The 14132-nt window shown below is 62.7% G+C and carries 14 protein-coding genes and 1 pseudogene; 4 read left to right on the top strand and 11 right to left on the bottom strand.

The window, feature by feature from the left end:
- From NUH87_RS15600 to gpmI, 3 genes and pseudogenes are all read right to left on the bottom strand, one after another.
- The gene (locus NUH87_RS15600; RefSeq protein ID WP_040063497.1) at window positions 1-1323 is read right to left on the bottom strand and encodes a S41 family peptidase; all 1323 of its coding nucleotides are present in this window, start codon (window positions 1321-1323) and stop codon (window positions 1-3) included.
- A 30-nt stretch (window positions 1324-1353) separates the two neighbouring features.
- Window positions 1354-2642, bottom strand: a pseudogene (locus NUH87_RS15595) (murein hydrolase activator EnvC family protein).
- Window positions 2643-2781: 139 nt separating this feature from the next.
- Window positions 2782-4317 carry a 2,3-bisphosphoglycerate-independent phosphoglycerate mutase gene (gpmI, locus tag NUH87_RS15590; protein WP_338521431.1) on the bottom strand — a complete coding sequence of 512 codons (1536 nt, stop codon included), beginning with the start codon at window positions 4315-4317 and terminating at the stop codon, window positions 2782-2784.
- A gap of 148 nt (window positions 4318-4465) precedes the next feature.
- On the opposite strand from gpmI, the gene NUH87_RS15585 reads away from it, so the two are divergent.
- From NUH87_RS15585 to secB, 3 genes are read left to right on the top strand one after another with little or no spacing between them, the layout of a single operon-like run.
- Window positions 4466-4879 carry a rhodanese-like domain-containing protein gene (locus tag NUH87_RS15585; protein WP_040063500.1) on the top strand — a complete coding sequence of 138 codons (414 nt, stop codon included), beginning with the start codon at window positions 4466-4468 and terminating at the stop codon, window positions 4877-4879.
- Window position 4880: 1 nt separating this feature from the next.
- Window positions 4881-5135, top strand: coding sequence for a glutaredoxin 3 (gene grxC, locus NUH87_RS15580; RefSeq protein ID WP_040063501.1), 255 nt, complete (start codon window positions 4881-4883; stop codon window positions 5133-5135).
- 46 nt (window positions 5136-5181) lie between these two features.
- A complete protein-coding gene (gene secB / locus NUH87_RS15575; RefSeq protein ID WP_338521427.1) occupies window positions 5182-5664 on the top strand; it encodes a protein-export chaperone SecB in 483 nt (160 codons plus the stop codon).
- 51 nt (window positions 5665-5715) lie between these two features.
- On the opposite strand, the gene NUH87_RS15570 is transcribed toward secB, so the two are convergent.
- Complete coding sequence (locus NUH87_RS15570) at window positions 5716-6171, bottom strand: tRNA (cytidine(34)-2'-O)-methyltransferase (RefSeq protein WP_248798088.1); 456 nt, start codon at window positions 6169-6171, stop codon at window positions 5716-5718.
- Between NUH87_RS15570 and NUH87_RS15565 the strand changes: the two genes are divergently transcribed.
- Complete coding sequence (locus NUH87_RS15565) at window positions 6170-6610, top strand: hypothetical protein (RefSeq protein ID WP_338521421.1); 441 nt, start codon at window positions 6170-6172, stop codon at window positions 6608-6610. The genes NUH87_RS15570 and NUH87_RS15565 overlap by 2 nt on opposite strands.
- A gap of 575 nt (window positions 6611-7185) precedes the next feature.
- Here NUH87_RS15565 and ntrC read toward each other — a convergent pair.
- The 7 genes from ntrC to glnA form a co-directional block, all read right to left on the bottom strand.
- Window positions 7186-8622, bottom strand: coding sequence for a nitrogen regulation protein NR(I) (gene ntrC, locus NUH87_RS15560; RefSeq protein WP_040063505.1), 1437 nt, complete (start codon window positions 8620-8622; stop codon window positions 7186-7188).
- The gene (glnL, locus tag NUH87_RS15555; protein WP_040063506.1) at window positions 8619-9704 is read right to left on the bottom strand and encodes a nitrogen regulation protein NR(II); all 1086 of its coding nucleotides are present in this window, start codon (window positions 9702-9704) and stop codon (window positions 8619-8621) included. Before glnL ends, ntrC begins: the two co-directional genes overlap by 4 nt.
- A gap of 249 nt (window positions 9705-9953) precedes the next feature.
- Window positions 9954-10589, bottom strand: coding sequence for a DUF4124 domain-containing protein (locus NUH87_RS15550; protein ID WP_338521417.1), 636 nt, complete (start codon window positions 10587-10589; stop codon window positions 9954-9956).
- Complete coding sequence (locus NUH87_RS15545; protein WP_338521415.1) at window positions 10586-11131, bottom strand: DUF4124 domain-containing protein; 546 nt, start codon at window positions 11129-11131, stop codon at window positions 10586-10588. The genes NUH87_RS15550 and NUH87_RS15545 overlap by 4 nt, the downstream gene beginning before the upstream one ends.
- Window positions 11132-11214: 83 nt before the next feature.
- Complete coding sequence (locus tag NUH87_RS15540; protein WP_338521413.1) at window positions 11215-11784, bottom strand: chorismate mutase; 570 nt, start codon at window positions 11782-11784, stop codon at window positions 11215-11217.
- Between the two features lie 180 nt (window positions 11785-11964).
- On the bottom strand, window positions 11965-12351 hold the full coding sequence (locus NUH87_RS15535; protein ID WP_338521411.1) for a cupin domain-containing protein: 387 nt from the start codon (window positions 12349-12351) through the stop codon (window positions 11965-11967).
- Window positions 12352-12555: 204 nt separating this feature from the next.
- Window positions 12556-13962 carry a type I glutamate--ammonia ligase gene (gene glnA, locus NUH87_RS15530; RefSeq protein WP_338521409.1) on the bottom strand — a complete coding sequence of 469 codons (1407 nt, stop codon included), beginning with the start codon at window positions 13960-13962 and terminating at the stop codon, window positions 12556-12558.
- Between the last annotated feature and the right edge of the window lie 170 nt (window positions 13963-14132).

Below are 14132 nucleotides of genomic sequence, written 5' to 3'. Positions count from 1 at the left end.
TCAATTGCCGCGCGTGACGCTCAAGCCCTTGAGCAGGCTCAGCGCCTGGCCCAGCTGGTAGTCGTCGTCCTGCAGGCGTGGCTTGCCCTTGGTCGGCTTGACGCTCGGCTTGTCCGCGCCGCCGTTGCCATTACCCAGGTGACCTTGCAGGTCGGCTTCCTTGAAGGTCTCGTCGTCCTGGGCCCCGCTGACCTTGGCCTGGCGCACCTCGACATCCGGAACGATGCCCTGGGCCTGGATCGAGCGACCGTTGGGCGTGTAGTACAGCGCGGTGGTGATCTTCAGCGCGCGGTCATTGCTCAGCGGCAGCACGGTCTGCACCGAGCCCTTGCCGAAGCTGTTGGTGCCCATCAGGACCGCGCGTTTCTGGTCTTGCAGGGCGCCGGCGACGATTTCCGAAGCCGAGGCGCTGCCGCCGTTGATCAGCACCACCATCGGGACCGCTTCGCTTTCGTCGTGGCCGGTGGCCGAGAAGCGCAGTTCGGAGTTGGCGATGCGACCCTTGGTGTAGACGATCAGGCCCTTTTTGATGAAGTGGTCGACCACTTCCACCGCCGCCTGCAGCACGCCACCGGGGTTGTTGCGCAGGTCGAGGACAATGCCGTTGAGCTTCTTGTTGCCATTTTCCTTGCGCAGGGCCGTTAGGGCCTTGGAGACCTCGTCGCCGGTCTTGACCTGGAACTGGGTGATGCGGATATAGCCGTAGCCGTTATCCAGCATCTGGCTGCGCACGCTCTTGGTGCGGATGATCGCCCGGGTCAGGGTCACGTCAAAGGGCGCGCCGCCATTGCGTACCAGGGTCAGGGTGATTTTCTGGCCGACCTTGCCGCGCATCTTGTCGACCGCTTCGGTCATGGTCTGGCCGCGGGTCGGCTGGCCGTTGATCTTGACGATCAGGTCACCGGCCTGCACGCCGGCCTTGGACGCCGGGGTGTCGTCGATGGGCGAGATCACCTTGACGAAATTGTCTTCCATGCCGACTTCGATGCCCAGGCCGCCGAATTCGCCGCTGGTGTCTTCCTGCAACTGGGCGAAGTCGTCCGGCCCGAGGTAGGCGGAATGCGGGTCGAGGTTGCTGAGCATGCCCTTGATGGCATTCTCCAGCAGGGTCTTGTCGTCCACCGGCTCGACATAGGCGGCCTTGATCCGGTCCATGACCTCGGCAAAGGTGCGCAGCTCGTCGAGCGGCAGCGGGGCCTTGGCGGTGACGGCCGGGGCGGCGGCCGGAGCGGGCTGGGCAGGCTGCGCAGCGAACGCATGGGGCGCGCCGATCACCAGGGCGATCGTCAGGGCCAGCGAGGTGAGGCGGGACAGATGCAACATGTCGAACGAACTCCTGATTAAGATGCGGGCCTATCCTTGGGCGCGGCACCATTGAGCCGGATCACTCGGGTGACCCTGCTGACGTATAGCGAAATACAGTGCTGGTGCCTCCTGACCGCCACTGTTACCTACAGTAGAGATCGATTCACCGGCTTTTACCACATCGCCTGCTGACTTGAGCAGCGTCTGGTTGTGTCCGTAGAGGCTCAGGTAACCGTTGCCGTGGTCCAGAATGACCAGCAGGCCGGCGCCCCGCAACCAGTCGGCGAACACCACGCGGCCACCGTGCACGGCATGCACCTGGCTGCCGGCGGCGGCGCTGATCATCACCCCGTCCCACTTGGTCCGGGCGTCATCGCCACGGGTTTCACCAAAGCGCGCGAGCAAGCGGCCATCAACTGGCCAGGGCAGTTTGCCGCGCGCTGAGGCAAAAGGGCCGCCGAAGGATTCTCCCGCACTCGAGACCAGGGCGCCGGGCGTGGTTTTACGCGGGGGGCGAGGGCTGTCGTCGTTGGCGAGCTCGGCCGCCTCACGCTGGCGCTTTTTTTCCGCTTCCTGCTGGGCGAGCAGCGCTTTCTGGCGCGCTTCTTCCGCCTCGCGGGCCTGGCGGGCCAGGGTTTCTTCGATGGTCTTGAGGACTTTCGACAGGTCGGCCTGGTCCTGTTCGCGGGCGGCGAGCTTCTGGTCGCGGGCCTTCACGTCGTCATTGAGCTTGGCCAGCGCCGCCTGGCGTTCCTTGCGGACCTTGTCCAGCTCGTCGCGCTGGCTGTCCAGGCTGCTTTTCTGCACCAGCAACTGGGCCTGCTGCAGATTGATGTCTTTTTCGACATTGGCCAGTTGGCGCAGGGTCTCGTTGAAGTTCTTCAACTGCTCCAGGCGGGCCTGGCTCAGGTAGTCGTAATAGGTCAGGGTGCGGGCGAATTTTTCCGGGTTCTGCTGGTTGAGCAGCAGCTTGAGGTACTCCTGGCGGCCCCCTGGTAGGCGGCGCGGGCCTGGATGGCGATCAGTCGCTGCTGTTCAGTGCGCGCGCTCTGGAGTTTTTTTTTCTCCCCATCGAGCCGCTGCAGTTCGCTTTCGCTCTTTTTCAGCTCTTTCTGCAGGGCGTCGACTTCCTTCTCCAGCTTGCCCATCTCGGTTTCGGTGCCGCGCAGTTCTTTCTGCACGCCGGATTTTTCTTCCTGCAGCTTGCCCAGGAGCTTTTTCAGCTCAGCGATATCCTGACGCGTGGCGTCCAACTGCTGCTGGGTTTGCGTGCGCTCGTCGGCAAAGGCCGGTTGGAGCAGGCAGATCAAGGCTAGGGCGATAAGGGCGCGGAGCATGGGGCGGGCGACACCTGGGAACGGGACGTCCTAGTATGCCCGCCGCGCGCTGCAAAAAAAACGCCCAAAAGCGGTTGCTTTCAGGCGTTTCCGATAAAGCGGTAGGCCGCAGGCCTGCGGCCGGCCAGATTTACGGCATTTAGATGTCAGTCAGGATCGAAGTACCAGTCATTTCTTGCGGCTGTTTCAGGCCCAGAAGCTTGAGCATGGTCGGTGCGACATCCGCCAGAACGCCGCCTTCGCGGACCTTCAGCGGCCGTTTGCCGAAGTAGATGAACGGTACTGGCTCGGTGGTGTGAGCGGTGTGGGCCTGGCCGGTGGTTTCGTCTTCCATTTGTTCGACGTTGCCGTGGTCGGCGGTGATCAGGGCTTCGCCACCGACCTTCTCCAGGGCGTCGACGATACGTCCTACGCACAAATCCAGACATTCCACGGCTTTAACGGCCGCCTCGAACACGCCGCTGTGGCCGACCATGTCTCCGTTGGCGTAGTTGACCACGATCACGTCATAGCGCAGGTGCTCGATGGCGTCGACGATCCGGTCGGTGACCTCGGGCGCGCTCATTTCCGGCTGCAGGTCGTAGGTGGCGACTTTCGGCGACGGGATCAGGATGCGTTCTTCGCCCGGGAAGGGCTCTTCGCGACCGCCGGAGAAGAAGAAGGTCACGTGGGCGTATTTCTCGGTTTCGGCGATCCGCAGCTGGGTCTTGCCGTTTTTCGCCAGGTAGTCGCCCAGCACGTTTTCCAGGCTGCCCGGGGCGAAGGCCGACGGCGCGGGGATGCTGGCGGCGTATTGGGTGAGCATGACGAAACCGGCCAGCTTTGGTTGGCGGGCGCGTTCGAAGTCCTTGAAGTCGTCTTCGACGAACACCCGGGTCAGTTCACGGGCGCGGTCGGCGCGGAAGTTCATGAACACCACGGCGTCGCCGTCTTCGACCGTGACTTTCTCGCCAATGCTCGTGGCCTTGACGAATTCGTCGCTCTCGCCGCGCTCATAGGCGGCCTGCAGGCCTTCCTGGGCGGTGGCGGCCTGGAACTCGGCCTGGCCGTCGACGATCAGGTTGTAGGCCTGGGCCACACGGTCCCAGCGGTTGTCGCGGTCCATGGCGAAATAACGGCCCACCAGGCTGGCGATGCGGCCCTTGCCCAGGGTGCGGAAGGTTTCGTCCAGCAGTTCGATGGACGACTCGGCGCTTTTCGGCGGGGTGTCGCGGCCGTCGAGGAAGGCGTGCAGGTAGATCTTCTCGGCACCGCGCTTGAACGCCAGCTCGGCCATGGCCACCAGGTGGTCCTGGTGGCTGTGCACGCCACCCTCGGACAACAGGCCGAGAATGTGCACCGCCTTGCCCGCGCCCACCGCCTTGTCCACCGCCGCGCAGATCGTCGGATTCTCGAAGAACTCGCCGTCGCGGATCGCCTTGGTCACGCGGGTGAAATCCTGGTACACCACACGACCGGCACCGAGGTTCATGTGGCCGACCTCGGAGTTGCCCATCTGCCCGTCCGGCAGGCCGACATCCATGCCCGAGCCCGAGATCAGACCATTGGGCACGCTGGCGACGAGACGGTCGAGCACCGGTTTTTTCGCCGCATAGACAGCGTTGTAGTCCTGGCTCTCACTGTGACCGAAGCCATCCAGGATGATCAGGACCAAAGGTTTAGGCGTGGTAGTCATGGATGGCTCTCGCGGCTGGATTGAAAGGACATGGAAAAAAGAGTCGCAGTTTAAAGCCAAGTTCAAATGCCGTCACCGCCGGGCGGGGTTTGGCCGACCTTGACGGCTGTGTATACTGGCCCACATTTTAACGCCCTGGAAACTCCTGATGGTCGATCACCTGATTGCATTTGCCACTAACCACTACCTGTTGGCCGGCGCCTTCGTGCTCCTGCTGGCCTTGCTGATTGCCCATGAAATGAGCCGCGGCGGCGCCAGCCTGAGCACCGGCCAGCTGACGGCGCTGGTCAACCAGGACCAGGGCGTGGTCATCGACCTGCGTCCGAGCAAGGAATTCGCTGCCGGTCATATCGTCGGCGCGCTGAACATTCCCCAGGACAAGCTGATGGCGCGTATCGGCGAACTGGAAAAGCACAAGGCCAAGACCCTGATTCTGGTCGACGCCCAGGGCCAGCATTCCGGGACTCATGCCCGCGAACTGCTCAAGTCCGGCTTCATTGCCGCCAAGCTGTCCGGCGGTATTTCCAGCTGGAAAGCCGACAATCTGCCGCTGGTGAAGTGATATGGGCCAGGTCGTCGTTTACTCCAGTGATTACTGCCCTTACTGCATGCGGGCCAAGTCGTTGCTCGGCAGCAAGAACGTTGCCTTCGACGAGATCAAGGTCGACGGCAAGCCGCAGTTGCGTGCCGAAATGGCCCGGAAGGCGGGGCGCACGTCCGTGCCGCAGATCTGGATCGGCGACCGGCATGTCGGTGGTTGCGATGACCTGTTCGCCCTCGAGCGCGCCGGGAAGCTGGATGCGTTGCTAGAAGCTTGATTCCCCAACCCTTTAAAGACCTGAAGATCAAGAAGGATCTGCTGCGATGACTGACCAACAGAACACTGCTGCGAACGAAGAAGAAAACCAACCGCAATTCTCCCTGCAGCGTATCTACGTGCGTGACCTGTCCTTCGAAGCCCCGAAAAGCCCGGCGATCTTCCGTCAGCAGTGGGAGCCGAGCGTCGGTCTGGACCTCAACACCCGTCAGAAAGCCCTGGAAAGCGACTTCCACGAGGTGGTGCTGACCCTGTCGGTGACCGTGAAGAACGGTGACGAAGTGGCGTTCATCGCTGAAGTGCAGCAGGCCGGTATCTTCCTGATCAAGAACCTGGACGCGGCTTCCATGAGCCACACCCTGGGTGCGTTCTGCCCGAACATCCTGTTCCCGTACGCGCGCGAAACCCTGGACAGCCTGGTGACCCGTGGTTCGTTCCCGGCGCTGATGCTGGCCCCGGTCAACTTCGACGCCCTGTACGCGCAAGAGCTGCAGCGTCTGCAGGAAGAAGGTTCGCAAACCGTTCAATAAGCGGATTGCTGGCCCCTACAGAAAAAAGCGCCTTTTCGGCGCTTTTTTTGTTCAGGCAAAGCCCAGCTGGCGCCAGCCTTCGTAAACCGCCACCGCCACGGTGTTGGACAGGTTCAGGCTGCGGCAGCCTTCGCGCATGGGCAGGCGCAGGCGCTGTTCGCCGGGCAGGGCGTCGAGCACCTCGGCCGGCAGGCCACGGCTTTCCGGACCGAAGAGAAACGCATCGCCCTCGGCGAAGCGCGCATCGTGGAACAGCCGCGAACCCTTGGTGGTGAAGGCGAACAGGCGCGGGTGGCCGAGGCTTTCCAGGCAACTGGCAAGGTCGGCGTGGGTCTTGAGCGTGGCGTACTCGTGATAGTCGAGGCCGGCACGGCGCAGGCGCTTGTCGTCCATTTCGAAACCGATGGGCTCGATCAAATGCAGGTGGCAGCCGCTGTTGGCGCATAGCCTTATAATGTTGCCGGTATTCGGCGGAATTTCTGGTTGAAAAAGGATGACGTGAAACATGCACGGCTCCGAAGATGAAGATAAGCAGCATTCTACTCCCGAAGAGGACCCGCGACCGAAGCTAATGCCGCGGGTGATGGGATCGCTGGCGATTGTCGGCCTGATGATCGGTCTGATGATCGGTCGCCTGACGGCGCCCGAGCCCCTGGTGCTGCAACAGGTCGACGCGGTGCCCGACGGGGTGGTGCTGTGGTTCAGTGCCGAGCCCAAGGTGCATGGCGAGGAGGTCGACGGTGCGGTGGCGTTGTTGTTCGATGCCGAGGGCAAGGCGCAGAGCGGGCACTTGCAGGTGGCCGGCAAGGACGCCAACTGGCATGTGCGCTCGAGTGACAAGGGGTTGCTGCTGACGCTGCTGGCGGCGCGTCCGCTGCACGGCGAGTGGGCCGGTGCGACGGTGGACGGCCGCTGGAGATTGGCGGTCAATCTCAGGGAGGAATAAAAGAGGGAAGTCCTGGCCTGCCTGTACCAGGGTTCCCGAAAGCGTCTGGACTCGTCGCTGTGAGCGGTATGAGTCCCGGTTGTAAAGAAGGGGAGTCCCGGCCTGCCTGTACCAGGGTCCCGAAAGCGTTTGGACTCGTCGCGCGGGCGGTGTGAGTCCGGGTGTTAAAGAGGGAAGTCCCGGCCTGCCTGTACCGGGGTTCCCGAAAGCGTTTTGGGGCTCGTCGCTATGAGCGGTGTGAGCCCCGGTTGTAAAGAAGGGGAGTCCTGGCCTGCCTGTACCAGGGTCCCCGAAACTGGGTTGTACTGGGGTTATTGCAGGGCGCGTGCCAGTTTTTGAAAAACGCTGACGATTGCTTCGGAAATTTCCTAGGGATGGCTGAGAGCCCCGGAATACGGGGCCTTTCCGGTGCGGCAGGAAAACGGCGGTGAGGCTTGCGTAGCTCGGTAGCCTGCTCGATAGCGGTTCAAAGTGCATTGCTGTGGTGCACGCCAAGCTATTTTCAGGGCAATAAAAAACCCTCTACAGCCGGGCTGTAGAGGGTTTGGCTTGAAGCTTCGCAGGTGCGATCAGGTTTAACCCTCGTCGCTGTCGTCCTCATCCCCGCCATCGACCTTCATGCCCAGCTCCTTGATCTTGCGGGTCAAGGTGTTGCGGCCCCAGCCCAGCAGCACGGCGGCGTCGCGGCGGCGGCCGGCGGTGTGCTTGAGGGCGGTCTCGATCATGATCCGCTCGAAGCTCGGCACGGCGCTGTCCAGCAGGCTGGATTGACCGCGTGCCAGCGCCTGGTCCGCCCACTGGCGCAGCGCCTGCTCCCAGTTGGTCACCGGCGCCGAATCCTGGGGCAGGTTGAGCAGTTCCGGTGGCAGGTCGCTGATATGCACTTCGCGACCGGAGGCCATCACGGTGATCCAGCGGCAGGTGTTCTCCAGCTGGCGCACGTTGCCCGGCCACGGCAGGTTCTTCAGGTATTCCTCGGTTTCCGGCTTCAGCAGCTTCGGCTCCACCGACAACTCCTGGGCGGCGCGGGCGAGGAAGTGCTTGGCCAGGGTCGGAATGTCTTCGCGACGGTCCGACATCCGTGGAATATGGATGCGGATCACGTTCAGGCGATGGAACAGGTCTTCACGGAACTTGCCCGCGTGGACCAGGGTTTCCAGGTTCTGGTGGGTCGCGGCGATGATGCGCACGTCGACCTTGACCGGCGTATGCCCGCCGACCCGGTAGAACTCGCCGTCCGCCAGCACCCGCAGCAGGCGGGTCTGGGTGTCGGCCGGCATGTCGCCGATCTCGTCGAGGAACAGGGTGCCGCCATCGGCCTGTTCGAAGCGCCCGCGACGCAGGTTGGCCGCGCCGGTAAACGCGCCTTTCTCATGGCCGAACAGTTCGGACTCCATCAGGTCCTTGGGAATCGCCGCCATGTTCAAGGCGATGAACGGTTGCGCCGCCCGCGGACTGTGACGGTGCAGGGCGTGGGCCACCAGCTCCTTGCCGGTGCCGGATTCGCCATTGATCAACACCGTGATGTTGGAGTGGCTGAGGCGACCGATGGCGCGAAACACTTCCTGCATCGCCGGCGCTTCACCGATGATTTCCGGGGTGCGGGTCAGGGTCGGCGCCACGTCCATGCCTTGCTGTTCCTGGGCATGCTGGTTGGCGCGCTTGACCAGCGACACCGCTTCATCGACGTCGAACGGCTTGGGCAGGTATTCGAACGCCCCGCCCTGGTAGGACGCCACCGCGCTGTCGAGGTCGGAATGGGCGGTCATGATGATCACCGGCAGGCGCGGGTGCTGCTCGCGAATCCGCGCCAGCAGGTCCAGGCCACTGGCGCCGGGCATGCGGATGTCGGAGATGATCACATCCGGCTGCTGACGGACCAGGCGGCTCATCACACCATCGGCACTGTCGAAGCTCTGGGTGGTCATGCCTTCCTGTTGCAGGGCTTTCTCCAGGACCCAGCGGATAGAACGGTCGTCATCGACGATCCACACGGTTTCACTACGGCTCATGTCGATGTGGCTCCTTGTTCCAGTGGCAGAAAGATCGAGAACGTGGTGTGGCCGGGGTGGCTCTCACACTCGATCAGGCCCTGGTGCTGGCTGATGATGTTCTGGGTAATGGCCAGGCCCAGCCCGGTACCGTCCGGGCGGCCGCTGACCATGGGGTAGAAGATGGTTTCCTGCAGCTCGGCGGGAATCCCCGGGCCGTTGTCGATGATCTCGATCTTGGTCACCAGGCGATGGCGGACATGGCCGATGGTGAACTGGCGGATCGCCCGGGTGCGCAGGCTGATGCGGCCCAGGCGCAGCTCGTTCTGGCTGCTGATGGCCTGCATGGCGTTGCGCACGATATTGAGCACGGCCTGGATCATCTGTTCTCGATCTATCAGGACGTCGGGAATGCTGGGGTCATAGTCCCGCACCAGGTTGATGCAGCCCTGGCTTTCGGCCTCCACCAGGCTGCTGACGTGTTCCAGCACTTCGTGGACGTTGGTCAGCGCCAGGGACGGCAGCTTGTTCGAGCCGAGCATGCGATCCACCAGGTTACGCAGACGATCGGCCTCTTCGATGATGACGTTGGTGTAGTCCTTCAGGCTTTCTTCCGGCAGCTCGCGGGCCAGCAACTGCGCGGCTCCGCGGATCCCGCCCAGGGGGTTCTTGATCTCGTGGGCCAGGCCGCGCACCAGCATCTTGGTGGTTTCCTGCTTGGACAGCTGGGCCTCTTCCTTGGTGATGCGCAGCAGGCGGTCACGGGGATGGACTTCCAGCAGCAGCAGGGTTTCGCCCTGGCTGAGAATCGGCGTCACGGCGTAGTCGACGGTCAGGGTCTGGCCGGTCAGCGCCGTGAGCATGGCTTCGCGCTTGGTGAACGGGTGCGCCTGCTCCACGGCCTGGCGCAGGGAGTTCAAGGCTTCGACCGACTCGGTGAACAGTTCGCTGATGAACTGGCCATGGCTGCGCTGGCCGCTGATGGCCAGGAGCATTTCCGCCGCCGGGTTCATGTACTCCAGGCGCAGTTCGGCGTTGAGCAGGATGGTGGCGGTGGTCAGGTTGTCGAGTAACAGTCTGTGCAGGGCGTCGCTGATGGTCATGGGGACCTCTTTTGGAGCATGGCAAACGGGGCCGGTCCCGATTTGCGCGCGCGAATAAGGCGCCGATACGAGGAAAATGCAAAAACCAAACCAAGGCTCCGAAAAGAAGCGCGAATCGTCTGAAATGGGCGTTTCAGGCTCGATTGAGTGGCGTTCTGCCAGTTGTCGCGGGTACTTTCGAACCAAAATGGGATTTGGCTCGGGCAAGTGTGCAGTTTAGTGCACCAATGTGGTGCCTGTGAGCGCTGATCAGAGAAACGGCAAAATGCTGCTGCTTTCTTCTACGGGCTTGTCCGCCAGGGGGCATTCGGGCCGTTGGCCGTAGTCGGCAAGCTGGCAGGGGTTGGCCTGGCGTTTCTGCGCCAGCGAGATGCGCACCATATGGAAGGGCTGGTTGGCCGTGCGTTCGACGATCCGCCCTTGTTCGTCGAGGATTTCCACCGCCAGCTGGTGGCTGCCGCGGTCGATATTGTTCAAGGCGAATACCGGGCTGGAGCCGGGTGCGGCGGTGGGTTTGCCGTCCAGCAGCAGGCGATAGGCGTGGCCGGGCATCAGGCCGGGTTCGCTGGTGACGCTGACGATCAGATTGCCTTCGGTGCTACGGATGGTTGCATCGGGGTCCGGCACCAGGATGCGCAGCATCTGGTAATGGACGATCGGCTGGACCTTGGGCTTTGTCGGGGTGGCTGGCGAAGGCTGGGGGGCCGCCGGTGTCAGCGACAGGCGATTGACCGGCGGCAGGGGCACCGCTTTGGCTCCGACGCGGTGCTGGTCGGTGAAGACCCGATTGCCCTGGCTGTCGATGTAGGTGTAGATCTCGGCCGGCGCGGAGCCTGCGCAGAGGGTCAGGAGCAGCGGCAGCAGGCGGACGAACACTCGAATCATGGATGGCTCACGGGCTTGTGCACCCGTTGGAGGGTAAAGGGCACGATGGGGCTTTGCTGCACGACCTGGTCGCCCGCCAGCACCTGGACGCCGAGGGTATGGTCGCCGCGGTCGATATTCACCAGTTGCAGGCGCGGCACATTGCTCGGTTGGCCGTAGGGCGCGCCGTCGAGCACCAGGCGCAGCAGGTGCTGGCGTTGCAGGCGCGGCTCCAGCTTCACGCCGACGGTAAAGGTGCCGTTGTTGGCGCGCAGGGCTTCCTGGGTCGGGATGTCCGTCAGCTCCAGGGTGCTGTAGAGCGCGCCGTCGTTCGCCGATGTCGCCTTCGAGGTCACGGGTGTGGCCGCTGCCGGTGCCGCCGGCGCGGCCGGTTGCTGCAGGCCGACGCTGTTGAGTGGCGGCAGTTCGACAGTCTGCGCGGCGGTGCCGTCGGGTGGCTGGTTGCTGTAGGCCGTGTTGCCGTTGGCGTCGGTGTACTTGTAGATCTGTGCGGCCGCCGGCAAGGCAACGGCCATTAGCAGCAAGAGAAGGCTTCGACCCATGGGCACTCCCGATAATGGTCCTGGCGGTGGCATCCCGCCCAGGTGCGTCAGGGTGTCAGCATAGAGCACAACCTTCAACGGCTTCAGCGCCCGCTGACGCACAGCTCGCCCGTGGCGCGAACCAGGGCCAGGTCATGGATCTCGTCGATGCTCAGGGCCTTGCGCCCCTGGGCCAGCCAGGTCGGGCATTGCGGGTCCCGTCGTGAGGCGGCGAAGGCGGCGTAGTGTTGCAGCAGGCGGGTCTGCAGTTGGTCCAGTGCCGGGCGGATCTGTTTCACCAGGTCGGGGCGGGCGATGGTCGGGGCCTTGCCGGCATCGCGCCACTTGGCCAGCAGCGCGTATTGCACCAGCTTGTTGGCTTCGATCTGGGCGGCGAGGAATTGGCTCACGTCTTCGGGGTTGAGCTGATAGGTGGCGGCCTGTTGCGCGGCGTTGGCGATGACTTGCTGCTCGCGCGGGCTGTCCTGGATCGGTTTGCCGCTGTCCCATTTGGTCAGCGCGACCTGGTCGGCGATGTCCAGGCGTTCGCTCATGGCCTGGAGCAGGGGCGCCAGGGACGTGGGGGCTGTCGTGGTGTTCGGGGTCTGGGCACAGGCGCCGGTGCTGAGGAGGATGAGCAGCAGTGGGCCGGCAAGGGATTTTTTCAGGTGCATGGAGCGAGCTTCGTCCTGGAAGAGTGGTATGGGGCTCTGAGTAAACGTCACAAGCGCGGCCAGGCGCCAGTCTCTTTTCATGAAGAAGGTGCGGGCTTGTCCCGGGATGTCTATTCACAGCGTGGGATCTTGAAAATGCCGCGAAACCTGTAGGAGCCGGCAAGCCGGCTCCTACAGGGGTCAGAGGTCCGACACGGAGAGCGGTTCTCCCTCGATGCCGGCATAGAACACCAGCAGCTCCACCGGAACCGCGCCGGTCTTGGCGCGGTGCTGGATGTTGACCAGCGCGGCTATTGTGTCGCCCTGTTTCAAGAGCGTGTTCCGGCCGCCTTCCCGGGTCTCGACCCGCACTTCACCCGACAGGATGTAGGCCGCGCTGGGAGTCGGGTGGATGTGCCAGCCCAGTTCGGTGTCGGGCGGAATATTGACCTGCAGCAAGGTCAGCTCGGGCGGGCCCGCCGGATAGCGTTCGTAGGGCGTGCCGTCCCAGGAGCGGGTACTGCGCAGCAATACCTGGGCGCGGGGCTGGGGCGGGGTTTGTGGCTCGGGTGTCGAGATCGAGGTCATGAGCGGGTTTCCAGGTTAACGTCCTTGTACCGCGCATCATGCGCGGTGCCTGTGGTTCCCGGCGCGAGGTCGGGAACCCTAGTTAACGCCCCGCGGCGTCGACCTGCCAGTCTTGAAACGTTTCAAGAAATCTCGTTTTTTACCCATGAAAAAGGCCACCCGAAGGTGGCCTTTCGTTACGCCGCTTGCGCGGGCGCGACTGGATCAGCAGCTGTAGTACAGCTCGTATTCCAGTGGGTGTACGAAGGTACGTACCTTGATTTCTTCTTCGCTTTTCAGCTCGATGTAGGCATCGATGAAGTCGTCGCTGAAAACGCCGCCTTTGGTCAGGAACGCACGACCTTTGTCCAGCTCTTCCAGGGCTTCTTTCAGGCTGCCGCAAACTTGTGGGATCTCTTTGGCCTCTTCAGGCGGCAGGTCATACAGGTTTTTGTCAGCGGCATCGCCAGGGTGGATCTTGTTCTGGATACCGTCCAGACCGGCCATCATCAGTGCGGCGAAGGCCAGGTAAGGGTTGGCAGCCGGATCCGGGAAGCGTGCTTCGATACGACGGGCCTTGGGGCTGTTGACGTAAGGAATACGGATCGAGGCGGAACGGTTGCGAGCCGAGTAGGCCAGCATCACCGGTGCTTCGAAACCTGGGACCAGACGCTTGTAGGAGTTGGTCGACGGGTTGGTGAAGCCGTTCAGGGCCTTACCGTGCTTGATGATGCCGCCGATGAAGTACAGGGCGGTGTCGGACAGACCGGCATAGCCTTCGCCAGCGAAGGTGTTCTTGCCTTCCTTGGAGATGGACATGTGCACGTGCATACCCGAGCCGTTATCGCCGTACAGCGGTTTTGGCATGAAGGTCGCGGTACGGCCGTAGGCATCCGCCACGTTGTGTACGCAGTACTTCAGGGTCTGGACTTCGTCAGCCTTGTTGACCAGGGTGTTGAACTTCACGCCGATTTCGTTCTGGCCGGCAGTCGCCACTTCGTGGTGGTGAACTTCGACGGTCTGGCCCATCTCTTCCAGCGCGTTGCACATGGAGGTACGGATTTCGTGGTCGTGGTCGAACGGTGGAACCGGGAAGTAACCGCCCTTGATACCTGGACGGTGGCCTTTGTTACCGCCTTCCACGTCCTGGTCGGACATCCACGAACCTTGTTCGGAGAAGATCTTGAACATGGAACCGGAGATGTCGGACTTGAACTTGACCGAGTCGAAGATGAAGAACTCAGGCTCCGGACCGAAGAAAGCGGTGTCGCCGATACCGGTGGACTTCAGGTATTCCTCGGCACGACGGGCGATTGCACGTGGGTCGCGGTCGTAGCCCTGCATGGTCGAAGGCTCGATCACGTCGCAGACCAGGATCAGGGTCGGCTCTTCGGTGAACGGGTCGAGTACGGCAGTGCTGTCGTCCGGCATCAGGATCATGTCGGAGGCTTCGATGCCTTTCCAGCCAGCGATGGAGGAGCCGTCGAACATCTTGCCGATTTCGAAGAAATCTTCATCCAGTGCATCACGGGCCGGCATGGTCACGTGGTGCTGAGTGCCTTTGGTGTCAGTGAAGCGCAGATCAATCCATTTAACGTCATGATCTTTGATGAGTTGAACCGACTTCGACATGGTGTCCTCCGGGTGGCTTCGGGCTGGGTAGTGGAGTTAGCCCTGAAAGAGTGGTGATGCCGGCGCGAATATCGGCCAAGGCAACCTGCCTCACAAGAGAGCAAATTGCATGCCAGTGCCCCGTGATGGGTTTTTTGCCCCAATCTCAAGCGTTGCAGCGAGCATAGGCG

The organism is Pseudomonas batumici, from assembly GCF_036585405.1.
GTDB lineage: Bacteria > Pseudomonadota > Gammaproteobacteria > Pseudomonadales > Pseudomonadaceae > Aquipseudomonas > Aquipseudomonas batumici.
The sequence above is the reverse complement of the archived record's forward strand: the minus strand, read 5'-3'. Positions and strand labels throughout refer to the sequence as shown.